The organism is Kitasatospora sp. NPDC029367, from assembly GCF_055569135.1.
Window position 1 is genome coordinate 251,675 of record NZ_JBVHYH010000001.1, and the last position, 24,037, is coordinate 275,711.

General features: G+C 73.2%; 21 protein-coding genes. 17 read left to right on the forward strand and 4 right to left on the reverse strand.

Annotation, left to right across the window (positions count from 1 at the left end; translation table 11 throughout):
• Nucleotides 1–181: 181 nt before the first annotated feature.
• Nucleotides 182–1,318, reverse strand: a complete 1,137-nt coding sequence (locus tag ACZ4W5_RS01185) for a polysaccharide deacetylase family protein (RefSeq protein ID WP_465652202.1) — start codon at nt 1,316–1,318, stop codon at nt 182–184.
• 274 nt (nt 1,319–1,592) lie between these two features.
• Complete coding sequence (locus ACZ4W5_RS01190) at nt 1,593–3,422, reverse strand: AMP-dependent synthetase/ligase (protein WP_360229941.1); 1,830 nt, start codon at nt 3,420–3,422, stop codon at nt 1,593–1,595.
• 729 nt (nt 3,423–4,151) lie between these two features.
• Here ACZ4W5_RS01190 and ACZ4W5_RS01195 point away from each other — a divergent pair.
• The 6 genes from ACZ4W5_RS01195 to ACZ4W5_RS01220 all read left to right on the forward strand — a co-directional run bounded on the left by ACZ4W5_RS01195 (nt 4,152) and on the right by ACZ4W5_RS01220 (nt 10,554).
• Complete coding sequence (locus ACZ4W5_RS01195) at nt 4,152–7,289, forward strand: sensor histidine kinase (RefSeq protein ID WP_465651926.1); 3,138 nt, start codon at nt 4,152–4,154, stop codon at nt 7,287–7,289.
• On the forward strand, nt 7,286–7,705 hold the full coding sequence (locus ACZ4W5_RS01200; protein ID WP_030283024.1) for a roadblock/LC7 domain-containing protein: 420 nt from the start codon (nt 7,286–7,288) through the stop codon (nt 7,703–7,705). The genes ACZ4W5_RS01195 and ACZ4W5_RS01200 overlap by 4 nt, the downstream gene beginning before the upstream one ends.
• A gap of 182 nt (nt 7,706–7,887) precedes the next feature.
• On the forward strand, nt 7,888–8,292 hold the full coding sequence (locus ACZ4W5_RS01205) for a DUF742 domain-containing protein (protein ID WP_360229939.1): 405 nt from the start codon (nt 7,888–7,890) through the stop codon (nt 8,290–8,292).
• Nucleotides 8,273–8,920 (forward strand): GTP-binding protein, encoded by a 648-nt coding sequence (locus ACZ4W5_RS01210; protein WP_465651928.1) that lies wholly within the window; start codon nt 8,273–8,275, stop codon nt 8,918–8,920. The genes ACZ4W5_RS01205 and ACZ4W5_RS01210 overlap by 20 nt, the downstream gene beginning before the upstream one ends.
• Before the next feature lie 239 nt (nt 8,921–9,159).
• A complete protein-coding gene (locus tag ACZ4W5_RS01215) occupies nt 9,160–9,327 on the forward strand; it encodes a hypothetical protein (protein ID WP_360229726.1) in 168 nt (55 codons plus the stop codon).
• A gap of 375 nt (nt 9,328–9,702) precedes the next feature.
• On the forward strand, nt 9,703–10,554 hold the full coding sequence (locus tag ACZ4W5_RS01220; RefSeq protein ID WP_465651930.1) for a winged helix-turn-helix domain-containing protein: 852 nt from the start codon (nt 9,703–9,705) through the stop codon (nt 10,552–10,554).
• A gap of 198 nt (nt 10,555–10,752) precedes the next feature.
• On the opposite strand, the gene ACZ4W5_RS01225 is transcribed toward ACZ4W5_RS01220, so the two are convergent.
• A complete protein-coding gene (locus tag ACZ4W5_RS01225) occupies nt 10,753–11,535 on the reverse strand; it encodes an IclR family transcriptional regulator (protein WP_360229722.1) in 783 nt (260 codons plus the stop codon).
• A 536-nt stretch (nt 11,536–12,071) separates the two neighbouring features.
• On the opposite strand from ACZ4W5_RS01225, the gene ACZ4W5_RS01230 reads away from it, so the two are divergent.
• From ACZ4W5_RS01230 to ACZ4W5_RS01255, 6 genes are all read left to right on the forward strand, one after another.
• Nucleotides 12,072–13,106 carry an ABC transporter substrate-binding protein gene (locus tag ACZ4W5_RS01230; RefSeq protein ID WP_465651932.1) on the forward strand — a complete coding sequence of 345 codons (1,035 nt, stop codon included), beginning with the start codon at nt 12,072–12,074 and terminating at the stop codon, nt 13,104–13,106.
• Nucleotides 13,107–13,348: 242 nt separating this feature from the next.
• Nucleotides 13,349–14,377 carry an ABC transporter substrate-binding protein gene (locus ACZ4W5_RS01235; RefSeq protein WP_465651934.1) on the forward strand — a complete coding sequence of 343 codons (1,029 nt, stop codon included), beginning with the start codon at nt 13,349–13,351 and terminating at the stop codon, nt 14,375–14,377.
• A 2-nt stretch (nt 14,378–14,379) separates the two neighbouring features.
• Nucleotides 14,380–15,240 carry an ABC transporter permease gene (locus ACZ4W5_RS01240; protein ID WP_360229717.1) on the forward strand — a complete coding sequence of 287 codons (861 nt, stop codon included), beginning with the start codon at nt 14,380–14,382 and terminating at the stop codon, nt 15,238–15,240.
• Nucleotides 15,237–16,037: an ABC transporter ATP-binding protein gene (locus ACZ4W5_RS01245; RefSeq protein WP_360229715.1), complete on the forward strand. Its 801-nt coding sequence runs from the start codon at nt 15,237–15,239 to the stop codon at nt 16,035–16,037. Before ACZ4W5_RS01240 ends, ACZ4W5_RS01245 begins: the two co-directional genes overlap by 4 nt.
• Before the next feature lie 116 nt (nt 16,038–16,153).
• Nucleotides 16,154–17,059 carry an ABC transporter substrate-binding protein gene (locus ACZ4W5_RS01250; protein WP_360229713.1) on the forward strand — a complete coding sequence of 302 codons (906 nt, stop codon included), beginning with the start codon at nt 16,154–16,156 and terminating at the stop codon, nt 17,057–17,059.
• A gap of 3 nt (nt 17,060–17,062) precedes the next feature.
• Nucleotides 17,063–18,142 carry an LLM class flavin-dependent oxidoreductase gene (locus ACZ4W5_RS01255; RefSeq protein ID WP_360229711.1) on the forward strand — a complete coding sequence of 360 codons (1,080 nt, stop codon included), beginning with the start codon at nt 17,063–17,065 and terminating at the stop codon, nt 18,140–18,142.
• Nucleotides 18,143–18,325: 183 nt separating this feature from the next.
• On the opposite strand, the gene ACZ4W5_RS01260 is transcribed toward ACZ4W5_RS01255, so the two are convergent.
• Entirely contained in the window at nt 18,326–19,318 is a 993-nt protein-coding gene (locus tag ACZ4W5_RS01260; RefSeq protein ID WP_465651937.1) for an aldo/keto reductase, read from the reverse strand.
• A 484-nt stretch (nt 19,319–19,802) separates the two neighbouring features.
• Here ACZ4W5_RS01260 and ACZ4W5_RS01265 point away from each other — a divergent pair, with 484 nt between their 5' ends.
• The 5 genes from ACZ4W5_RS01265 (at nt 19,803) to ACZ4W5_RS01285 (ending at nt 23,937) form a co-directional block, all read left to right on the forward strand.
• Nucleotides 19,803–20,822, forward strand: a complete 1,020-nt coding sequence (locus ACZ4W5_RS01265) for an LLM class flavin-dependent oxidoreductase (protein ID WP_465651939.1) — start codon at nt 19,803–19,805, stop codon at nt 20,820–20,822.
• A 295-nt stretch (nt 20,823–21,117) separates the two neighbouring features.
• Nucleotides 21,118–21,684, forward strand: a complete 567-nt coding sequence (locus ACZ4W5_RS01270; protein WP_465651941.1) for a TetR/AcrR family transcriptional regulator — start codon at nt 21,118–21,120, stop codon at nt 21,682–21,684.
• 125 nt (nt 21,685–21,809) lie between these two features.
• Nucleotides 21,810–22,394 carry a DUF4865 family protein gene (locus tag ACZ4W5_RS01275; protein ID WP_465651943.1) on the forward strand — a complete coding sequence of 195 codons (585 nt, stop codon included), beginning with the start codon at nt 21,810–21,812 and terminating at the stop codon, nt 22,392–22,394.
• A 17-nt stretch (nt 22,395–22,411) separates the two neighbouring features.
• Nucleotides 22,412–22,990 (forward strand): carboxymuconolactone decarboxylase family protein, encoded by a 579-nt coding sequence (locus tag ACZ4W5_RS01280; protein WP_465651945.1) that lies wholly within the window; start codon nt 22,412–22,414, stop codon nt 22,988–22,990.
• A complete protein-coding gene (locus tag ACZ4W5_RS01285) occupies nt 22,987–23,937 on the forward strand; it encodes a phosphotriesterase family protein (RefSeq protein ID WP_465651947.1) in 951 nt (316 codons plus the stop codon). The genes ACZ4W5_RS01280 and ACZ4W5_RS01285 overlap by 4 nt, the downstream gene beginning before the upstream one ends.
• Nucleotides 23,938–24,037: the final 100 nt, after the last annotated feature.

Below are 24,037 nucleotides of genomic sequence, written 5' to 3' on the forward strand. Positions count from 1 at the left end.
AATGGGAGTGATCACCGTGGAGCGCACAGCGAACAGCGAACAGATGACAGCGAACAGATGACAGCGAACAGATGACAGCGAACAGATGACAGCGAACAGATGACAGCTGACAGATTTCATCATCTGAAATCTGTCAGCTGTCATCTGTCATCCGTTCGCCGCCTGGGCCGGACCGGACCGGTCAGCGCAGGTAGTCGATCAGCCCGGCCGGCTTGAGGCCTGCGGCGTCGGCGGCGGCGAGGGCGCGGGGCAGGTCGGTGGCGAGGGTGTCGGTCCAGTGCATCAGGATCACGTCGCCCGGCTGGAGCGGGCCCGGGTGCCAGATGTTGGAGGCGCCCCAGCTGTAGTCGGCGTCGGCGGTCAGTACGGTGCGGATGCCGCAGTTGGCGGCGGCCTGCAGGGTGTCGGCGTTCCAGGCGAAGAACGGCGGGCGGAACACCACGGGTGCGGTGCCGAACAGCCGGGTCATCGCGTCGCGCGCGTCGCAGATCTCCACCTGCTGCCGCTCCAGCGGGAGTTTGCTCAGGTCGGAGTGCGAGACGCTGTGGTCCTGGATGGAGGAGCCGGGCACGGCGGTGACCCGCTTGAAGAAGTCCGGGTCGGTGCCGGCCGGCATCGGCAGCGGGAAGGCCGTGATCGGCAGGTGGTGGTCGGCGATGAAGCGTTCCGCCTCGGGGGTGCGCTGCCAGCCGTCGTCCACGGTGAAGAAGACGACCTTGTCGGTGGTCGGGATCGAGCCGGCCGCCACCGCCGGGGCGGGCGCCGGGCCGTCGACCCGTACGTCGTCCACCGAGAACGGGCCCTGCTGGTACCAGCCGTGCACGTACAGCCGGACGCTGTGGGCGTTCGGGCCGGTGGTGAAGCGGGTGGTCAGCTGCTGCCAGCCGCCGGAGGTGGTCTCGGTCCAGGCGGGGGCGACGTCCTGGCCGGTGCCGGTGGCGCCCAGGTAGACGAAGGCGCCGCGCACCCAGGCCGAGGCGGTGTAGGTGGTGCCGGGCTGGACGGCGACGGTCTGTGCGCACTCGCCGGTGGAGTCGTCGTTCGCCGGGGTGACGGTGAGCGCCGAGGTGCCGGAGTGCGCGGCGGCGGTGGTGACGGCTGCCTCGGCCGGGCCGCCGGTGCAGTTCCAGCCGGGGATGCTGCCCCAGTCGGCGAGGTCGGGGGAGGGCAGTTCGAAGCCGGGGTTGGTGGCCAGGTTGACGGTCGCGGCGCCCGCGCCACTGCCGGCGGAGACAGTGGGAGCGGCGGACGCCGCCGGGACGGCGAAGGCGGTGAGCAGCGCGACGGAGGCGGCCAGCGCGGACAGGCGCGTGGACATCGACACGTGAGGACTCCAGCAGGTGGGGGCACGCCCGTGGGGAGGGCGCGAAACGGGAATCTGGACCGTGGAACCGGGGCGCTCCCGGAGGGGCGGGAGCGGGTGGTACAGGTGCGCCGCACTCGGACCGAAGAGCAACAATGGACTGGACCAATCCACTCGTCAAGAGAACGGCGAGTGAACCGCAGCGCGAATGATCCGTCCTGAAACGGGACAAGACGGAACGTCAGAAGACCTGTCCGGCAGGACGGTTCGGATGGAGGTCCGGCCCGACTCAGGAGAGGTACAACTCCTCGATGTCCGTCGAGTAGTACTCCGCGATCGCCGCCCGCCGCAGCTTGAGCGAGGGGGTCAGCAGCCCCTGTTCCAGGCTGAACTCCCGTGGCAGCAAGCGGAACGCCCGGATCGACTCCGCCCGCGAGACGGCGGTGTTCGCCGCCGCCACCGCGCGCTGGATCTCGATGTGCAGCTGCTCGTCCGCCAGCACCGCCCAGGCGTCCAGTTGCTCCCGTCCACGGGTCTTGAGCCAGTGCGCCAGTGCGGCCGGGTCGAGGGTGATCAGCGCCGCCACGTACGGGCGGTCGTCGCCGACCACCAGGCACTGGGAGACCAGCGGGTGCGCCTCGACCCGTTCCTCCAGCGCCGTCGGGGCGAGGTTCTTGCCGCTGCTGGTGACGATCAGGTCCTTCTTGCGGCCGGTGATGGTGAGGTAGCCGTCCTCGTCCAGCCGGCCCAGGTCGCCCGTGCCGAACCAGCCGTCGACCAGCGATTCCGCCGTGCACCGCGGGTGGTTGAGGTAGCCGCCGAAGACCGAGCCGCCGCGCACCCACACCTCGTCGTCGTCGGCGATGGCCACCGAGGCGCCCGGCACCGGCTGCCCGACGGTGCCGAGCTTCTGTCGGCCCGCCGGGTTGGCGGTGATCGCCGCGCTGGTCTCGGTGAGGCCGTAGCCCTCGTAGAGCTGGAGCCCGGCGCCGGTGAAGAAGAGGCCCAAGTCCCGTCGCAGCGAAGAGCCTCCGCACATCACGGTGCGCACCCGCCCGCCGAGCACGGCGCGCAGCTTCGGGTAGACGGTCCGCTCGTAGGCGAGGTGGCGCAGCCGCAGGGCCGTACCGGGGCCGGGGCCGCGGCCGAAGGCCTTCTGCTCCCGGGCGGCGGCCCAGTCGACGGCCACCTGCCGGGCCTGCTCGAAGAGTTCGCCGCGCCCGGCCTCCTCAGCGGCGCGCCTGGCCCGCTGGAAGATCTTCTCGAAGACGTACGGGACGGCGTGCAGGAAGGTCGGCCGGAAGCTCGCCAGGGCGGGCAGCAGTGCGTCGGTGGAGACTTCGGGGACGTGCCCGATCCGGAAGCCGCCGCGGATCGCCGCGATCTGCACCGCCCGTCCGTAGACGTGCGCCAGCGGCAGGAAGAGCAGGGTGGCGGGCTGGCCGCCACCGCCGGTGTCGCGCAGCACCTCGCCCCAGCCGGTGAGCAGCGAGTCGGCCTCGGCGGCCAGGTTGGCGTGGCTGATCAGGCAGCCCTTGGGGCGTCCGGTGGTGCCCGAGGTGTAGACCACGGTGGCGATGTTGGCGGCGGTGACGCCGAGGCGCTGGCGGTGCACCAGGGCGTCGGGGACGCCCAAACCGTCCTCGGTGATCGCGGCGACGCAGTCGCGGTCCAGCTGCCAGATCCCGGTCAGGTCGGGCAGGGCGTCGCAGACCGCGCCGACGGTCATCGCGGCGTCCTCGTCCTCGACCAGGCAGGCCACCGCCTGGGTCTCGGCGAGGATCCAGCGCACCTGCTCGGGGGCGGCGGTGGGGTAGACGGGCACGGTGATCGCGCCGATCGACCAGAGTGCGTAGTCGAACAGCGTCCACTCGTAGCGGGTGCGGGACATCAGGGCGACCCGGTCGCCGTAGCGCACGCCGCGGGTCAGCAGGCCCTTGGCGAGGGCGAGGACGTCGTCCCGGAACTCCCGTGCGGTGACGTCCCGCCAACGTCCGTCGCCGGTCCGCCGGGACAGTTGCACCAGGTCCGGGCGGTGTTCGGCGGTGTCGTACAAGGAGTCGGCGAGTCCTCCGGTGGCCTCGGGCCCGGCCGGGGCGGGGGTGGTGAACTCGCGCACAGTCCTCCCCAGTTCGCGTCGCACGGCGCTGTCCGTCGGCCCCGGCGCAGGGGCACCGGGGTGGCGGCGCCCGGGCGTGCGGGGTGGTGCGAAACTATCGGATCGGCCTGTCACTGCCCAGGGTTGTGGCGGTGACGCGACGAGATCGGCACCGATCCGCGCGGATGGTGTCGCAGTTGGGGAGGAGTCGCGGAGGCGCCCGTGGGGCCCCTGACTCCCCCCTGGCTCCCCCCTGGCTCCCCTCTGGGTCCCCCCTGGGTCCCCCGGCTCCCCCTTGCTCCCCCGCGGTTTCTGCTGGGAGTCACCTGGGAGTCGGCCGGGAGCCGTCGGTGCGGGCTGGGTGGCGGGTCGGGGAGGGGGTCGGGCCCGGCTCGGGGCGGGGCAGGGCGGGGTGGATCGCGGCCGCCCCCTGACGTGTCCGGGGCAAGGCGGAGAAGCGGAATGGTTCGACCCTCGAACGTGTGGTCAGGGCGTAGTAGAGTCTCGCAGACCTGTGACCGGGAGCCCCCGCAGCGCCCTGCCCAGGACTCCCCGAGTACCGCCCCGCCCGCCGTCCAGCTTGCCGTCCCACCCGTGGCCCCCTCGTGGTCACACCCGTAGTTCCGACCCTGGTTCCAGCCCCGGTTCCAGTGCCGGCTCCAACCCCAGTTCCGCCCGTCACCCCCAGTACCCCGGAAGCCCTCCGAACCGCTCCCCGTCCGCGCCTGGCACTTCCCGACCGAGGACTCCATGCGTTTGCGCAGCAGCTCGATCCGCGCGAAGATCATCGCGCTGCTCCTGGTGCCCATCGTCGCGCTCGTCGCCCTGTGGGCGTACGCGACGCTCGCCGCCACCGGGGACGCCTGGAGCCAGTTGTCGATCAGCCGTACGTACAAGGAGTACGGGGCGGCGGTGGACCAGTACACCGGCGACCTGCAGAATGAGCGCCGCGCCGCCGTCCAGCACCTGGCCGACCCGAACTCGCCGGTCGCCCGGGACGGCTTCGAGCACGCCAGGGCGGCCACCGACCGCAGCCTCGCGGTGCTGCGGCAGAAGAAGGACACCGCCGGCGACCGGCTCTCCACCGGCCAGCGGGCCCGCCTGCTGCAGATCATCGCCGCCGCCGACCAGCTCGGCCCGCTCCGCGCCCAGGTCGGCCGACTGGCGCTCAACTGGGAGTTCGCCCTCGGACAGTACAGCGACCTGATCCGGCCGGTGTTCGGCTTCCGGTCCGCGTACGTCGCCCGGCAGAGCGGCCAACTCCCGCGCCAGGGCACCATCCTGATCGAGCTGGTGCGCGCCCGCGAGTACCTCTCCCAGGAGGACGCGGCGATGGAGGGCCTGCGTACCGGCGCGGCCCGGCCCACCGCCGAGCAGTACCAGGCCGCGCTGGACGCCCTGCACAACCAGCAGGCCCTGTTCACCGTCTACATCGCCGAGCTGGAACCCGCCGACCAGGCCGACTACATCGCGCTGCGCGGCGGCGAGGCCTGGGGTGCGCTGGCCCGGGCCGAGGCGGACTTCGTCGGCGCCGGCGGCCCCGACCGGGTGGTCCAGGCGCTCAACGGCGACAACTGGCGGGAGACCGCCGACCGCTCGCTCGGCGACCTCTCCTCGATCAACTCCCGGATCACCGCCGGGATGGACGAACGCGGGCGCTCGGCCGCGATCGCGGCGCTGTGGCGCGGCGGCATCGCCGGCGCGATCGGCCTGGTCGCCGTCGTGCTGTCGGTGATGATCTCCTTCCGGATCGGGCGCGGCCTGGCCCGCGAGCTGATCAACCTGCGCAACGCGGCCAATGAACTCGCCAGCACCCGACTGCCGTCCGTCATGCTCCGGCTGCGTCGCGGTGAGCCGGTGGACGTCGCCGTCGAGGCGCCCGAACTGCGGTTCGGCCAGGCCGAGATCGGCCAGGTCGGGCAGGCCATCAACGCGGTCCAGCGGGCCGCCGTGGAGGCCGCCGTCGAGCAGGCCGAACTGCGCCGGGGCGTGGCGGCGGTGTTCGTCAACCTGGCCCGGCGCAGCCAGGTGCTGCTGCACCGGCAGCTCACCCTGCTCGACACCATGGAGCGCCGCACCGAGGACCCGGCGGAGCTGGAGGACCTCTTCAAGGTCGACCACCTCACCACCCGCATGCGCCGACACGCCGAGGGCCTGATCATCCTGGCCGGCGGCTCGCCCGGACGCGCTTGGCGCAAGCCGGTCCGGATGGTGGACGTGGTCCGCGCGGCGGTCGGTGAGGTCGAGGACTACGCCCGGGTGATCGTCCGGCCCTTCCCCGGCACCGGCCTGCTCGGCAGCGCCGTCGCCGACGTCACCCACCTGATCGCCGAACTGGTCGAGAACGCCGCGGTGTTCTCCCCGCCGACCACCCAAGTCACGGTTCAGGGTGAGGTGGTGGCGCACGGCTTCGCGCTGGAGATCGACGACCGCGGGCTCGGGCTGAGCGAACAGCTGCTCGCCGAGATCAACGAACGCATTACCGAGGAGCAGGAGTTCGACCTCGCCGACACCGACCGGCTGGGGCTGTTCGTGGTCAGCCGGCTCGCCCGGCGGCACGGCATCCGGGTCCACCTGCGGCCGTCCCCGTACGGGGGGACGACGGCGGTGGTGCTGATCCCGCGCGAACTGCTGGCGGAGGCGCCCGACGGGTTGCCGGAGCCGCCTGCGGCCGGGGGTGTCGCCGGCGGAGGACGACGGCCGGTGGGCCGGACGGTCGGGCGTACGGGCGGGCGTATGCCCGGGCGGCGTGACCTGGTCGCGGTGCCCGACCCGGCCTCCGGTGGGGCGGCGGGCCCGTCCGCGGAGCCGTCTGCGGACCCGTCCGGGGGCGCTGCCGCGGCCCCGGATGCGGCCGCCGCTACGGCTACGGATCCGTCCACGGGCCGGTCCGTGAGTCCGGCGTCCGCCGGGGGAACGGGTGGGCGGCACCGGGTGACCGGCGGACCGCGGCCGTCCGTGCCCGAGGCCGGGCGTACGGCCAACGGGCTGCCGCGCCGGGCGGCACGGACCAAGGGCGGTCCGGTGCTGGTGCCCGCGCCGTCGTCGGACGTCGAGAGCGGGACGGGGACGGGACGGCACCGGCGGGACGCGGCGCAAGCCGCGGTCGTCGCGGTGGACGCAGTGCCGGTGCATGCAGCGCCGGTGGACGCGGCTCCGGCCGACGCCGTGCCCGAGGAAGCCGTGACCGGAGGTGCGACCCCCGTCGCCGCCGCTCCGGCCGACGCCGCGCCCCGGACGCCGGGCGGGCTGCCCCGCCGGGTCCGGCAGGCGAACCTCGCGCCGCAGCTCAAGGAACTGGCGAAGGACCGCCTCCGCGGGGAGACCGGGGCCGCGGGCCGGGCCGGAGGAGTGCCGTCGGAGGCCGCCGACGCGCGGGAGGCCGGTCGGGCCGCGGAGGTCCGGGAACGCTCGCCCGAGGAGGCCAGGGCCACCTTCGCCTCGTTCCAGCGCGGCTTCACCCGTGGCCGGGGCACAACCGCCCCGGCGGACCGTACCGCCCCAGGGGACCGTACGGCCGCGTCGGGCGCCCGGCCCGTCGCCGTACCGCGCTGGCAGCCGCCGGACACCTCCCGGCGGGCGATCAGCCCCGCGCCCGCCCCGGCGGCGCTGCCCGCACCCGCGCCCGAGGACGCCGCCCGGGCGCCGCTCGCCCGCCGGATCCCGCCGGGCCAGCCGGTGCGGCGGAACCCTGCGGCCGTCCCGGCCGTACCACCAGTGACACCCTCAGTGCCCGTACCACCGGCAGGACCCGCCACACCGGCAGTGCCCGCTACGGTCGCAGGACCCGCAGGACCCGCAGGACCCGCTGCACCCTCAGGATCCGCAGGATCCGCAGCTCTCGCAGTGCCCGCACCACCCGCTCCAGCGGAAGGAACTGATTCATGACCACTTCGACGCAGCCGTCCGGGGACCTCAACTGGCTCCTGGACGACCTGGTGGGCCGGGTCGCGGCCCTGCGGCACGCGGTGATCCTCTCCAGCGACGGGCTGGCCACCGGCGCCTCGCGCGACCTCGACCGCGAGGATGCCGAGCACCTCGCCGCGGTCGCGGCCGGGTTCCACAGCCTGGCCAAGGGGGCCGGCGGGCACTTCAAGGTCGGCGGGGTCCGGCAGACGATGGTGGAACTGGACGAGGCCTTCCTGTTCATCACGGCCGCGGGCGACGGCAGCTGTCTGGCCGTGCTGAGCGAGGCCGAGGCGGACATCGGCCAGATCGCCTACGAGATGGCCCTGCTGGTCAAGCGGGTCGGCGAGCACATGGCCGCCGAGCCGCGCACCGAAACCGCCGCGCCGAGGGGCTGAGCGGTCCGATGGCGGATCCGATGGCGGACGGCTCGGTGACCCCGGAGGACGCGGAGCCGGCGGGTACGGCCCCGGACGGTGCCCGGCCCGACGGCTCGGCCCGCGACGGCTCGGCCCCGGACGGTGCGGGCCCCGACGGTGCGGGGCCGGAGCAGGACACCCCGGGTGGACCCGAGGTCGACCTGTTCCGGCCGCGTACCCCGGTCGACGACCGGTGGTTCGACGACGAGGCCGGACCGGTGGTGCGGCTCTACTCGATGACCAGGGGCCGCACCCGGCCGGTCGAGGAGGGGCTGTTCGACCTGATCTCGCTGGTCACCGCCAAGGAGCCCGGGCCGGAGGCGGGGGCCGTGCCCGCGCACGTCCTCGACCCGGAGCACCAGACCCTGCTGGCCTGGTGCCGCCACGAGCCGCTGTCCGTCGCCGAGCTCGGCTCCTACACCGACCTGCCGGTCAGCGTCGTGCGCGTCCTGCTCGGCGACCTCTACGACGCCGACCTGATCAGCGTCACCCGACCCGTTCCGCTCGCCGAGCTGCCGGACGAGCGCCTGCTGCGAGACGTGATCAATGGACTCCGTGCGCTCTGACCCCACCCCGCCGAGCACCGCTCCGAAGCCCGCCGGGAGCGCCAACGACCCGCGCTGGCGCGGCGGTCCGGCCGCCGCGGTGAAGATCCTGGTGGCGGGCGGGTTCGGCGCGGGCAAGACCACCCTGGTCGGGGCGGTCAGCGAGATCCGGCCGCTGCGCACCGAGGAGGAGCTCAGCGAGCTGGGCCGCCCGCTGGACGACACCTCGGGGGTGGAGGCCAAGCGGACCACCACGGTGGCGATGGACTTCGGCCGGATCGACCTGCGGCCCGGCCTCGCGCTCTACCTGTTCGGGACCCCTGGGCAGGACCGGTTCTGGTTCGTCTGGGACGAGTTGGCGCGCGGCGCGCTCGGCGCCGTGGTGCTCGCCGACACCCGACGGCTGGCCGACTGCTTCCCCTCGGTCGACTTCTTCGAGCAGCGCGGCATCCCGTTCCTGGTCGCGGTCAACTGCTTCGACGGCACCGAGCGGTTCGCCCCGGAGGAGGTCCGGGACGCGCTGGACCTCGACCCGGGCATTCCGGTGGTGCTGTGCGACGCCCGGTTGCGGGAGGACGGCAAGGAACTGCTCGTGGCGCTGGTCGAGCACGCCGCCGAGCTCCGTCGGCGGGCCACGGCCCGGACCTGAGGCTCCGTGGGATCGGCCCTGGTCAGGGGCGCTTCGTGCACCCGACGTCTCATTCGGTGGTCCACATGTCGGACGAACGGTGCGCGGAAGGTTGCCTAGACAGGCTCGGGCGTGGAAGGCTCTGTGGACGAAAGCCGTCCCGGCGCGCACCGGACCATGGGTGTGTCGCCGCGCGGCCAACGAAGCGCGATGCACCGCAACGAAGCGCGGTGAGGCGCAACGAAGCGCAAGGTAGCGCGATGAAGCGCAAGCGCGTGGAGCGCGACGAGGCAGGACGAAGGGGGAGGGCAGCAGGGATGACCGTCGGCAAGCGACGCATCACCGCCGTGCCCGGCCCCGTCATGCCGGTGCTCACCGTCCGCCGCTACATCGACCACGCGCTGATCTGCAGCGCCTGTTGTCGCTGACCGGCTTCCTTCCCTCCGGTACGTCCCCGGCGCCCCAGGCCTGCACCCGGCCGCCGCCCGACGCACCACCGACCCCGTCGACCAGGCCGTAGCGGAGCGCACGTCAGGAGCGCCCGCGGCCGACCGATCCGGCCCCGCCCCGCCCCGTCCCGCGGAGAGACCACCAGTGAACACCGTTCGCCCCAGCAACTCCCTCGAACCGTTCTGGCCGTCCCGGCAGCCACACCTGTTCGATCAGACGTGTCCGGGCTCGCCCAGCGCGTCCCGGCCCTCCGCCCGCTGAACCCGGTCCCCCCGGTCCAGCTCTGGCAGTACGCCCGGTCGACGCGCAGACGACTCCACCCCGTCCGTCACGCGCGAAATGAGCGGCACACCATGTCTTCCTCCTCCACGGCCACCCTGCCCCTGCCCACCGCGACCCCGCACCTGCGCGCGGTCCGCTCCGTTCCTCCGACCTCCCTCCCTCCCGTCTCCGCCGTTCCCTCCGTCATCCCTTCCGTCGTCCCTTCTGCCGTCCCCTCCCTCCCGTCGGTCTCGCCCGTGGTCGGGCCGGTCCGTCCGGGCGGCGGTGCGGGTGCCGGTGCGGCCGGTGCCCCGGTCGTCGGCGGCACCCAGTCCTGGGCTGTCGCACCGCCGGCGCCCGCGTCGCTGCTCGCCGCACTGCCGGACGGGGCGGCCGTCGTCGCCACCCTGCCGCAGGGCGTGCTGCCGCAGGGACTGCTCGCCCAGTACGGTGCACAGACCGGCGCGCCCGGCGGTCACCCGATGGTCGGCTACCTGGTGCTGGTGCCGGCCGAGAGCCCGGCGGCCGGGCCGGTCGGCCTGGCCGGGCACGCCGCTACGGGCACGCTGCCGGGCGGTGTCGGGGCGGGCGGTTCGGGGACGGGCGCCGCGGGGACGAGCGCCGCACCGGCCGCCGTCCGTCCGGTCCGGCCCGCCGGACGCGGCATCGCCGTCGACGCCGAGCGGCGCAACGCCTACGTCGACGGTCGGCTGCTCGACCTCACCTACCTGGAGTTCGAGCTGCTGGCCCACCTCACCGAGCACCCGCAGCGGGTGCACACCCGGGACCACCTGGTCTCGGCGGTCTGGGGCTACGGCCACGTCGGGGACGGTCGCACGGTGGACGTGCACGTCGCCCGGCTGCGCCGCAAGCTCGGCCCCGCCTACCGGGACTCGATCGTGACGGTGCGCCGGGTCGGGTACAAGTACACGCCGGTCAACTGAGCTGCTGCTCAGCCCTGTTCGGCCGTCGGCCGACCGCGTCTGACTCATGACCATTGGCCCACGGCCCACGGTCCACGGCCTTCGGCGCGAGGCCTCCCTGTGTCGCAGCGGGCCGTCCGTTCCTTTGCTGAACGGGCGGCCCGCTGCGGCGTGTTGGCGCGGCGTGGGCGGTGCGAGTCGAGTGGGTGCGTCTGCCGGTCAGGCCCGTTGGTCGGGTGGCAGCAGGAGGACGGAGAGGGCTTCGGCGCAGGTCCGGGCATGGGCCAGGAACCGGTCCAGCCGGTCGTCGGTGAGGTGTGCCGGGGTCGAGCGGACCGCGAGCGCGAACCGGGCCTGTCCGGCGGCGTCCAGTACGGGAACCGCGAGCGTCCGCACCCCGGCGGCGGACTCGCCGTCGTTGAGCGCGTGACCGGCCGCCCGTACCCGCGCCAACTCCTCTTCCAGGAGGGCTGGTTCGGTGATCGTACGGTCGGTGAAGGAGGGTAGCGGGCCGAGCGCGGACACCGCCGCCTCACCCGCGCGCGGCCAGGCGAGCAGGACCTTGCCGAGCGCGGTGGAGTGCAGCGGTCGGCGCAGGCCGAGCCCGGTGTCCGGCCGGACCGAGCCGCCGACCAGGATGACGGCGTGCGGGCCGCTGCGGATCGCCAGGTCGGCGGTCGTTCCGGTGCGCCGGGAGAGCAGCTCCAGTTCGGGGCCGGCCAGGTGCAGTCCGCGCTGGTGGAAGGTGAGTTGGCCGAGTTCGGCGACCGCCGGGCCCAACCGGTAGCGCGCCGTCTGATCGTCCTGCTCCAGGAACCCGGCGCTGACCAGCGTGCGGGCGAGCCGGTGCGCCGTGGAGACCGAGAGGTCCATTCGACGGGCCAGGTCCGAGGCGCTGAGGTCGGGGCCGTTGTCGTGGAAACAGTGCAGCAGCCCGAGCGCGCGCTGGACGGCCTGGGCGCCGGCCGGGGGGCTCTGGACGGCGGTGGCGGCCTCGGCCATGGCACCTCGCGTTCGGTTCGTGGCTCCGGGCGGTGCGCCGGAGGGAGTCTCAGCGTAGGGCAGCGAGTGCTGCGGAGATATGTCAACAACGTTGCAATGGCATGGCGTTGATGAACAACTGGTCCCACCATGTGGCAAAGGCTTGCTTCCGGATCGGCCGGCGTGGAACGCTCCTCGCATCGCGCCGCCCGCTCCTCGGTACGGACGGCGCATGATCGCCATCGCCATCGCCATCATCATCGCCGTCCCACCTCGCCGCGCTCGGTGCACCCGTGTGCCGCGACGCGTGGATTCCCGTGCGCCGGAACCGGAAGGAGCAGCGCCGTGACGTCCCACCGGTGTGTTCCCTCCTGTTGCTGTCGTCGCTGACGCTCCTCGTTTCCCCTGTTCCTGCGCCTGTCGCCTTCGTACGTCGTGCGGTGTGCGCTCTGCGCTCTGCTTTCCGCTCGCTGCTGCGCGCCCTGTCGCGCGGCAGCGGCGCACCCGAACTCCGATGTCTCCGACCGTCGTCGGACCCCCGAAGAGGACCACGCCCCGTGCCCAGTCGTTCGCCGAGCTCCTCCGCCGTTCCCGAAACCCTCTGGTTCACCCGCTGCCCGGTGCCCACCGCGACCGGCATTGCCGCCGATCAGGGGTGGCTGGCGCGGGAGTTCGCCGCCGACGGGATCGCCGTCCGCTCGCTCCAGGGCGCCCCGCCGGAGGTGGCTGCCGACCACCACTACACCCACGCGCTCACCGGGCTCTTCCGCGAGGGCGGCAACGTCCCCGCGCTGTGGGCCCGTTCGCGTGGGGAGGCGACCAGGCTGATCGGGCTGACCTGGATCGAGGAGCGGCAGGTCGTCCTGGTCCGGGCAGGGAGCGGCATAGCCGAGCCCGGGCAGCTGCGCGGGCTGAGGCTAGCGGTGCCACATCATGGGATCGGCATCGACTTCTGGCGGGCCATGGCCCTGGCCGGCTTCCGGGGCGCCCTGGCGCTCGCGGGTCTCGGGCTGGAGGACGCCGAGCTGGTCGACGTGCCGGCCGCCCCGGGCGGCGGGCAGTGGTCCGCCGAGCTGTCCGCATTGCGAGACGGCTTGGTGGACGCCGTGTACGTGAAGGGGGCGGTGGCTGTCGAGGCGGCCCGCCGGATCGGCGCGGAGGTGGCGGTGGAGCTGGACGCGGCCCCGGACCGCCGGGCCCGGGTCAACAACGGGACGCCCCGGCCGGTCACCGTCCACCAGCGGCTGCTGGACGAGCACCCGGAGCTGGTCGCCCGCTTCCTGGCGGTCCTGCTGCAGGCCGCCGACTGGGCCGCCGAGCGTCCGGCGGAGGTGGCCAGGATCCTCCAGGCCGAGACCGGCGCGGGTGCGGAGGGCGTTGCGGGTGCCTACGCGGCGGGCAGCCACCGCACACTGCACCTGGACCTCTCGGAGGAGCGGCTGGAGCTGCTGGGCCAGCAGGAACGTTTCCTCGCCGAGCAGGGCTTCCTCGCCACACCGGTCGACGTCCGCGCCTGGGCCGACCCGGAGCCGCTCCGCGCTGCGCGTGAGCTGCTGCGCGAGCGGCGGGCGGTGGGCGTGTGGCGAGCGTGACCGGCTGACCATCCGTCCGGTCGTCGGTCCGGCCGGTCGGCTGTGCCGTCCGACGCCAGCTCCACACCGCCGGATGCCGTCCGCTGCCAGCCCGACGCCGCCGGATGCCGCCCGCCACCGCCCTACGCCAGCCCGATGGAGTTCGGCGAACAACTTTCAGCGAACAGATTTCAGATAACAGAGTTCAGCGAACAACTTTCGAAAGTTGTCAGCTGTCATCTGTCACCCGCTTTGGAGACCCCGTGAACACCGCCCGCCTCGCCCTCGCTGCCACCGCGCTGCTCGCCACCACCGCCCTGGCCGCCTGCGGCTCCTCCGCCGACGGGGGCAGTGCCTCCGCCGGAGGCGGGGCCGGCGGCAAGGCCGACACCGTGCTCCGCCTTCCCGACCCCGGGAACAACGGGTTCCTCGCCCGTGGCAAGAAGGACGGCTCGCTGGATCGGGCCCTGGCGGCCGTCCACGCCAAGGTCGCCTGGACCGGCAGTGCGGGCCCGTTCGCCCCCGCCGCGCAGGCCCTGTCCGCCGACCAGCTCGACGTCGCCCAGGGCTCGATCACCTCGGCCGTCGCCGCGCTCGCCCAGAAGCCCGGGTTCAAGCTGTTCGCCCAGACCGCCCCCGACGGCGTCGGCGAGGGCATCCTGGTCAAGAACGACTCGCCCATCAAGACCGTGCAGGACCTGGTCGGCAAGAAGGTCGCCGTCTCCCAGGGCGGCACCAGCGAGTACCTCCTGCTCAGGGCGCTGGAGAAGAACGGGGTCCCGGCCGACCAGGTCCAGCGGGTCTATCTGCGCGCCGACCAGACCTCGGGAGTCTTCAACTCCGGCCAGGTGGACGCCTGGGCCACCTGGAACACCTTCTCCACGCCCACCATCGCCAATGCCGGCGCGCACTTCCTGGTCGACGGCAAGGCGATCGACTCCGACAACTATGCGGTCTGGGCAGTGCGCAACGGCTTCGCCGACAAGCACCCAGACGTGGTCAAGGCCTTCTATGCCTACCTGCGCGACAACGGCGCCAAGGAGAAGGCCGATCCGGCCGCCTATCTCAACGTCTTCACCGACTCCGGCCCGACCGCCGTCACCCCGGCGGAGAAGGAGGTCGCGGTGAACGTCAGCCGGCAGGCCGCCCCGGCCGGCGCCATCTCGCCGGCCGACACCGCCCGCTTCGGCACCGTCGCCCAGTTCTTCGCCGACCAGAAGGTCACCAAGCAGCTGGTCGACGTCAAGCCGTACCTGATCGACATCGACACCTTCGGAGGCGGTGCCAAGTGACCGTGCTCGCAACGGAAAAGGACTCCGAGGACACCCGAGCCGCCCTGGCCGCGGGTCTCGTGCCGCCGCAGGCCCGGCTCCGACGGCCCCGCCCGCGCGTCCTCGCCGTGCTGCTGCGCACGCTCGGTCCGCTGGCCCTGCTCGGTGGCTGGGCGCTCGCCTCCGCCACCGGTGCGCTGACCCAGGACGTACTCGCTTCGCCGGCCCAGGTCGCGGAAGCCGTCGGTGAGTTGTGGGGCAATGGCCAGCTGACCGACGCCCTCACCGTGTCGCTCGCCCGGGCCGGACTCGGACTACTGCTCGGTGCCACCACGGGACTGGTGCTCGGTGTGGTGACCGGATTCACCCGCCTCGGTGAGGAACTGCTCGACTCGGCGGTCCAAGTCCTGCGCACCGTACCGTTCCTGGCGCTCGTCCCGCTCTTCATGGTGTGGTTCGGCATCACCGAGACCGCGAAGGTCGCCCTGATCGGGGTGGCCACCAGCTTCCCGATGTACGTCTCCGCCTCGGGCGGGGTCCGCAACACCGACCGCAAGCTGGTGGAGGCGATGCACAGCTTCGGCCTGGGCCGCTGGGCGATCGTGCGGACGGTCGTACTGCCCGGGGCGCTGCCCTCCCTGCTGTCCGGTCTGCGGCTCTCCATGACGCTCAGCGTGATCGCCCTGATCGCCGCCGAGGAGATCAACTCCACCGAGGGTATCGGCTACTTGATGGCCCAGGCCCAGAACTACTCACGCACCGACGTGCTCGCCGTCTGCATCCTGATCTACGGTCTGCTCGGCCTCGCCGCCGACGGCATCGTCCGGATCCTGGAACGGCTGCTGATGCCGTGGCGCCGCGCCGTCCGAGGAGCCGCCCGATGACCGCCCCCGCCGACTCGGCCCCCGCCCCGGCCCCGCCCGTGAGCACCACCGTGGGCGCCGCCGTGAGCACCACCGTGAGCGCCGCCGCGGCCGCTGATGGCGCGGCCCCCGCCGTCCATCTGCGCGGGCTGCGTCGGGTGTTCGGTACCAGGGCCGTGCTCGACGGCGTCGATCTGTCCATCGCCCGGGGTGAGTTCGTCGCCCTGCTCGGTGCCAGCGGCACCGGGAAGACCACCCTGCTGCGGATCCTCGGCGCGCTGGACCAGGCTGACCAGGGCACCGTACTGGTGCCGCCGGTCCGCACTGTGGTGTTCCAGGAGCCCCGACTCGTCCCCTCCAAGCGGGTGTTGGCCAATGTCACGGTCGGCCTGCCGCGCGGCGCGGCGACCCGGGGGACCGGGTTGAGGGCACTCGCCGAGGTGGGCCTGGAGGGGCATGCCGAGGACTGGCCGGCCACCCTCTCGGGCGGCGAGGCGCAGCGCGTCGCACTTGCCAGAGCGCTCGTGCGGGAGCCGCAACTCTTGCTCCTGGACGAACCGTTCGCGGCGCTGGACGCCCTGACCAGGCTGCGGATGCAGGACCTGGTCGGCGATCTCGTCCGCCGCCACCGGCCCGCCGTGCTGCTGGTCACCCATGACGTGGACGAGGCCGTCCGGCTCGCCGACCGCGTTGCCGTACTGCGCGACGGTCTGCTGGTGCGGGACGAGGCCGTCGGCGTCGAACGCCCCCGGGACCCGGCCGACGCCGCCTTCGCCGACCTGCGCCGCCGACTGCTCGCCGACCTCGGCGTCCACTGAACGGCGTTCCGCCGAGCCTCCATCGTTCCACTGCTCTGCCGCTCCGCCGCTCCACCCCTCCCGTACAGCACAGCGCGTCTTCGCATGATCCCTTACGCACCAACGGAGTTGACCGTATGACCGTCACCCTCGGCGTTCACGCCAGCAATCCCACGCTCTACTACCTCGCCCGACTGCCCTACCTGGATGAGGAGTTGGCCCCGCTCGGGGAGAGCGGCGCGTTCCACCACTACACCGACGGCACCCGTACCGGAGAGCTGCTCGCCGACGGCACCATCGACTTCGGCGGCACCGGCTCGACCCCGCCGATCACCGCCCAGGCGGCCGGCCACGACCTGGTGTACGCGGTGGTCTCCGCGCCCCGCCCCGACCACGGCGCGCTGCTCGTCCTGGACGCCGGGCCGGTGCGTACGGTCGCCGACCTCAAGGGCGGCACCGTGGTGCTCGGCGTCGGCTCCTGGCAGACCCATCTGCTCGCCAAGACCCTGGACGGGCATGGGCTTTCGTACGGCGAGGACGTCACCCCGGCGCGGCCGGTGGCGGGGGAGGACCAGGCCCGGAGGCTGCGCGAGGGCGAGATCGCGGGCTGGATCGCCCAGGGTGCCGAGCTCGCCGCGGCCCGTCGCGGTGGGGAGTTCCGCGAGCTGATCCGTACCGGGGACGTCATCACCGACCGCTCGGTCTTCTTCACCCGCCGGGACTTCGCCACCGACCGCCCCGAGGTGGTCGCCGCGATCGCCACCGCGCTGCGCCGGGCGGACGCCTGGGTGGCCGCCCACCCGGCCGAGGCGGCCGCGATCGCGGCCCGGGAGCTGGGCGGAACGGCCGCAGACTGGCGTGCCGCGCTCGTCGCGCTGCCCTGGCAACTGGAGCCGGCCACCGACGCGTTCGTGGCCGAGCAGCAGGAGGCAGCGGACATCTTCCACCGGGTCGGCTTCATCGACCGCGCGCTGACCGTCGCCGACGCCCAACTGTCCGCTCTGGAGGCCCCGGTGGCCGCCGCACTCGGGAAGGACAGCTGAGCCGTGGCCTCCGAAGTCCTCTGGTACATCATCCCGCGCGAAGGACACTACCCCTGGGAGCCCTCCGGCCGACGCCCGGTGGACCTGCGGTACCTGCAGCAACTCGCAGGCAGTGTCGAGCGCTTGGGTTACACCGGCGCCTTGCTCGCCACTGACCTGTACGACGTCTGGACGCTCGGCAGCGCGCTCGCCGCGGCCACCGGACCAGCTTTCAAGCCCTTGTTGGCCGTCCATCCCGGTCTGGTCTCGCCTACCCTGCTCGCCAAGATGGCGCTCAGCTTCGACCACCTGCACGGCGGGCGGCTGCGCTTCAACGTGGTCAACGGCTCCACCGCGCAGCTGCGCGAGTACGGCCTGGACGTCGAACACGATGACCGCTACCGCCTCAGCGCCGAGTACTGGTCGATCGTCAAGCGCCTCACAGCGGGCGAAGTCTTCGACCACGAGGGTGAGTTCTACCGGTTGAAGAACGCCGGTGCGAGTCTGCGCGAGCTGACCCCGGTGCAGCCCGGTGGCATCCCGCTCTGGTTCGGCGGCAGTTCGCCGGCGGGAATCGAGATGGCCGCCCGGCACGTGGACGTCTACCTGACCTGGGGTGAGCCGCCGCACCTGCTCAAGGAGAAGCTCGACCTGGTCCGCGAGCGCGCCGCCGCGCACGGACGGAGAGTGCGGATCGGGCTGCGGCTGCACCTGATCGTTCGGGACACCGAGGAGGAGGCCTGGGCCGCCGCCGACCGGCTGCTGGACGTGACGAGCGAGGCGACGTACGCCCGGCAGCTGGGATCGGCCGAGGGGGAGGACGGCGTGGGCTGGCAGCGCCAGTTCCGTCAGCACGGCGGAAAGGTCCCGGCGCGTGCCCGCGAGCTGGAGGCCTACCCCAATCTCTGGCCGGGCATGAGTCTGTTCCGGCCCGGTCCGGGGACGGCGGTGGTCGGCTCGACGGCCCAGGTGGTCGAGCGGTTGAAGGAGTTCGAGGCGCTGGGCGTCGACACCTTCATCCTCTCCGGGAACCCGCTGCTCGAGGAGGCCCACCGGGTAGCAGAAACGGTTCTCCCGGCCTTGGGCATCGGCATCCGACGCTGACCGCCGACAGGTGGCGGATGACAGATGTCGACGAACAGATAACAGCTGACAGATTTCGAAATCTGTCAGCTGTTATCTGTCGGCTGTTGTCTGTCAGTTGTTATCCGTCATCTGTCGCCCGTCACCGTCACCCGTGGCCCCTGGCCTGTGGCCCCTCGCCCGTGGCCCGTTCCCCGTTCCCTGTCACGCGCTCAGCCGGTCGATCTCCGCCAGCTGCTCCTCCGTCAGCGGCCCGCCGGCCAGTGCGTCGAGGTTCTGGTCGAGCTGGGCCACGCTGCTCGCGCCGATGATCACCGAGACCACCCGCGGGTCCCGCAGCACCCAGCACAGGGCGAGCTGGGCCAGCGTCTGCCCGCGCTCCTCGGCGACCTTGTTCAGTGCCCGCAGCTGGTCCAGCTTCGACTCGGTCAGCACCTCCTCCTTCAGGAACTTCCCCACCGACATGCGCGAGCCGGCCGGGACCCGGCCCGACAGGTAGCGATCCGTCAGCAGTCCCTGGGCGAGGGGCGAATAGGCGATCAGGCTGGTCCGGGTGTCGCCCACCGCCTCCAGCACACCGCCCTCCTCCACGTTCCGGTTGAGGATCGAGTAGGCCGACTGGTTCAGCAGCACCGGCGTCCCGAGTTCGCGCAGGATCGCCACCGCCTCCCGGTGCTGCTCCGCAGGGTAGTTGGAGATCGCCGCGTACAGGGCCTTGCCCGAGCGCACCGCGCTGTCCAGCGCCCCCATCGTCTCCTCGATCGGGGTGTCCGGGTCGTAGCGGTGCGAGTAGAAGACGTCGACGTAGTCCAGCCCCATCCGGCCCAGCGACTGGTCCAGGCTGGCCAGCAGGTACTTGCGGCTGCCGCCGTTTCCGTACGGGCCGGGCCACATGTCCCAGCCGGCCTTGGTGGCGATGAACAGTTCGTCGCGGTACGGCCGGAAGTCCTGCGCGAACAGGTAGCCGAAGTTGCGCTCCGCACTGCCGTACGGCGGTCCGTAGTTGTTCGCCAGGTCGAAGTGGGTGACGCCCCGGTCGAAGGCCCGGCGCAGCACGGCCCGCTGCACCTCCAGCGGCTGGGCGTCACCGAAGTTGTGCCAGAGCCCCAGTGAGACGGCGGGCAGCTGAACTCCGCTGCGGCCGGCCTTCCGGTAGGTCATCGAGGCATAGCGGTCATCCGCGGCGAGGTAGCTCATGCCGGACATCTTGCCAGTCGGCACCGCCCGATCAAGCCCCTGGGAGTGTCTTGCCCCGCCTTCCTCCGCTGCTTATCCTCGCGGAGGACCAGGTGGGGCAGCGCGGGGCCGGCTTCGGCCGCGTGCGGACGAGGCGGAGGGGGAGCGTGATGGCAGTCCGGACCGTAGCGGCCGAGGCCACCGTGACCGTCGTGCCCCGCTGTTGTCGCCGCCACCGCCGCAGCACCGTGCGCTGACGCCGCCCGCGGGCCGCCAGGCCCGCCCCGGTCCACCCCCGGTGCTGCCCGTCCGAGCGCAGCGCCGCGCGGCCGTACCCCTGCCTCCGTACCCGCGCCTCCGCCGGTGCCACGCGCGACGCACCACGCCGCGTCGTCACGGGCTCCCCGCGTCGGTCCGGTGCCCCGCGCGCCCCGCACCCGCAGCGCCCCGGACGGGCCAGCGCCGTTCCGTCGTCCGACCACCGAGCGCCCCCAAGGAGACCGCCGTGCGGTTCACCGTCTCATCCCTCGTCGCCAACACCCCCGACCCCGTCACCGGCATCCACCGCACCCCGCAGCAGAAGCTGTGGAACGTGGTCGACCAGGCCGTCCTCGCCGAGCAACTCGGTTACGACGGCTACGGGGTGGGGGAGCGGCACGGCGAACCGTTCCTCTCCCCGGCGCCGCCCGTGCTGCTGAGCGCGATCGCCGCCCGCACCAGCACCATCCGGCTGTTCACCACGGTGACGGTGCTGAGCATCCTGGACCCGGTCCGGGTCGCGGAGGACTACGCGATGCTCGACCAACTCTCCGGGGGCCGGATCGAGTTGATCATCGGCAAGGGCAACGACCCGCGCCACTTCGGGCTGTTCGGCCTCCCCGAGGAGCGCCAGTGGGAGGCGCTCGCCGAGAACTACGGCCTGCTGCACCGGCTCTGGCGGGAGGAGAAGGTGACGTGGCGGGGCTCGACCCGTCCGCCGCTCACGGAAGCGACCGTCTCGCCGCGTCCGCTCCAGGACCCGATCCCGGTCTGGCACGGCAGCGCGAGCAGCACCCGCTCGACCGACCTCGCCGCCCGCTACGGCGATCCGCTGTTCTCCGCCAACTCCTTCCACCCGCTGGCCAAGTACCGCGCCCTGGTGGAGGACTATCGCGAGCGCTGGGAGCACTACGGCCGCGACCCGAAGGAGGCCCGGGTGGGCGCGGGCTTCGGCGGGCTGTACGTCGCCAGGCGCTCGCAGGACGCGGTGGAGGGCTTCCGGCCGTACTGGGACGCCATGGTCAACTCGGCGGCGGGCAAGCACAACAACTCGCCGTTCCGTTCACTGGAGGACGCGCTGGAGGAAGGTTCGGCCCTGGTCGGCAGCCCGCAGCAGGTGATCGAGAAGATCCACCGCTACCACGAGGCCTTCGGCAACGAGGTGGTCGGGATCGGGGTCGACGCGCTGACCGAGGATGTGCAGCGGGAGCAACTGGAGCTGTTCGCGGCCGAGGTGGCACCGGTGATCCGGCGCGAACTGCCCTGAGCGCCCGCCCGCGCGGGGCGCCGCGCACTCCCTGTGCGGCGTGACGCCCGACACCGTGCGTAACGTGACGCGCGCCACCTGGTCGGGCCGAATGCCCGTGGCCGGTGCGGGGGATGACGAACGGTCGAGGGGCCGTGGCCGCCGGGGGGCGGCGCACGGCCCTCGGTCTTTCCGTCTCCCTCCGCCGGCCGGCGCCCATCGACCCCACCGACCCCACGTCGCTCCGTCCCTGCTCCCGCTCCCGGTGTCGAAGAAGCCTCTTCCCTCTGTACCTACTGGTATGTACAGTGGAGCCATGACCACCCAGGACCGCCTCATCGAGAGCACCCAGGCCCTCCTCTGGGAGCGCGGCTACGTCGGCACCAGTCCGAAGGCCATCCAGCAGCGCTCCGGCGTCGGCCAGGGCAGCATGTACCACCACTTCGACGGCAAGCCCGGCCTCGCCGCCGCCGCCCTGCGCCGCAGCGCCGAGCAGATGCGGAGCATCGCCGAGGCCGACCTGACCGCCCCCGGCACCGCGTTCGACCGGATCGCCGCCTACCTGCACCGCGACCGCGAGGTGCTGCGCGGCTGCCGGATCGGCCGGATGGCCCAGGACCCTGACGTGGTCGCGGACCCGCAGCTGCGCGCCCCGGTCGAGGAGACCTTCGACTGGCTGCGCGGCCGGGTCGCCGAGCTGATCGCCGAGGGCCAGGCGCACGGCGAGTTCGCCGCCGGCCTCGACCCGGCGGACACCGCCGCGGCCGTGGTCGCCGTCGTCCAGGGCGGCTACGTCCTGGCCCGCGCCGCGGACAGTGCCGCCCCCTTCGAACAGGCCGTCCGCGGCGCCCTCGGCCTGCTCGCCACCCACCGCCGGGCCTGACGGGCGGCGACCCGCCCCTCCCGTTCACCAGCGGAGACCGTCCACCGAGCCCGTCTGTCCACCGAGCGCGTCAGCCGACGCTGCGACTCGACGGCCGCCACTCGCCCCGACCCAGGGAGCCCGCAGTGCATGCCATGCAGTACGAGATCACCCTCCCCGCCGACTACGACATGGCCGTCATCCGTCGGCGCGTGGCCGACAAGGGCCACCTGCTGGACGCCCACCCCGGCCTCGGCCTGAAGGCGTACCTGGTCCGCGAACGCGGCCAGGACGGCTCGCCGGTCAACCAGTACGCGCCGTTCTACCTCTGGCGCACGGCCGAAGGCATGAACCGGTTCCTGTGGGGCCCGGGCTTCCGCGGTCTGAGCGCAGACTTCGGCCGCCCGGGCGTCCGCCACTGGCTCGGCGCGGGCCTGGCCGAGGGCGCCCGGACGGAGGCTCCGAGCACCGCCACGCGCACGATCGTCCGGCTTCCGGAGACCGCCGACCCGGCCGAGGCCGTCGAGCGGGCCCTCGCCGAGCTCCCTGCGCACCCGTCGCACCCAACCCTGCACACCGCCGCCGTCGCCGTGGACCCGAGCCGCTGGGAACTGCTCAGCCTCGCCCTCTGGTCCGGCCCCGCCCCGGAGGACGCGCCCGGCACCCGCTTCCGGGTGCTGCACCTCTCCCGTCCCGAACTCGACCGGCTGCCGGCCGGCCGCCACTGGTGAAAGGCCCCCTCACCGCGATGCCCGCCACGAACCCCGCCACCGCCACCGCCCCGGCCGACGCCGCGACCCGGCCCCTCACCCCGGCCGATGCCATCCCGACCGACGCCGTCCCGACCGACGCCGTCCCGACAGGCCTCGTCCCCGCCGACCTCACACCGGCGCCGCTCGACCGCGAAGCCGGCTACGCCCTGCTCGCCGAGCTCGCCGGCCCGGTCGCCGCCGGCACCCTCAGCGGTCTGGACGCGCTTGCCCCCGGCTTCGCCGACTGGATCGTCACCAGCCTCTTCGGTGGTACCTACCAGCGCCCCGGCCTCGCTCTGCGCGACCGCCAGATCGCCAACCTGGCCGCGCTCACCGCCCTCGGCGGGGTCGAGCCGCAGCTTGCCGACCACGTGCGCAACAGCCTGCGGATCGGGATGAGCCGCGAGGAGATCACCGAGGTGATCGTCCACCTGGCCCCGTACGTCGGCGTCCCCAAGGCCCTGGCCGGCCTCCGGGTGGCTACGGCCACCTTCGCAGCGTCCGCAGCCCCGCCTGCCTGCGCTTCCGTGACCGCCGCTCCCGTGACCGACACCCCGGCAGAGGACGCGGCATGACCGCCACCCGCACCGTACGGACCGTCCTGGGCGACCTCGCCCCCGGCGACCTGGGCGTCACCGACTCCCACGACCACCTCTTCATCCGCAGCCCCCTGCTCCCCGGCCAGGAGCTGGACGACCCGGTCGCCGCCGAGGCGGTGCTGCGCGAGTACGCCGCAGCCGGCGGCCACTCCTTCGTCCAGTGGACCCCGCGGGGCATGGGGCGCGGCACGGGCGACCTCGCCGCGCTGTCCCGCGCGACCGGCGTCCATGTGATCGCCGCCACCGGCGCGCACCAGGCGGTCCACTACCCCGAGGACCGGTTCCCCGCCGGTACCCCCGGCACGACCGGAGGCCCCGCCGCGTCGGCCGACCTCGCCGAGCACTTCGTCACCGAGCTCAGCGCCGGGCTCCCCGGCGCTCCCGAGGGCGTCCGGGCCGGTCTGATCAAGATCGCCGACGACGCGGGCCCGCTGACCGGGCACACCCGCCGGACGATGGCCGCCGCAGCCGAGGCGCACCACGCCACCGGTGCCCCGATCGCCGTCCACCTCGAACCCGAGGGTGACCCGCACGGCGTCCTGCACCGGCTGCACGGGCGGCACGGCGTCGACCCCGACCGGATCCTCCTCGGCCACCTCACCCGCTTCACCGACCGGTCGCTGCACCGCAGCCTCGCCGCCGAGGGGGCGTTCCTCGCCCTGGACAGTCCCGCACGGATCGGCCACCCCGCCGACCTCCAGGCCTTCGAGGTGATCGCCGACCTGGTCGAGGCGGGCCACGCCGAACGGCTGCTGCTCGGCGCCGACACCACCACCCGGACGGCCCGCGAGGTCGGCGGCCCCACCCGGCTGCTCACCGACCTCGCCCCGCGACTGGCCCGCACCTTCGGGCCCGAGCTGTGCGAGCTGCTGCTGGTCGCCAACCCGGCGGCGGCCCTGGCCACCGACTGGCGCAGCCCCTGAGGCCTGCTCTGAACCGCTCCTGAACCGCTCCTGAACCGCTCCTGGAACGCTCCTGGAACGCTCCCTCATGTGGCCGGGTCCGCCCGCCGGGGTTTGAATC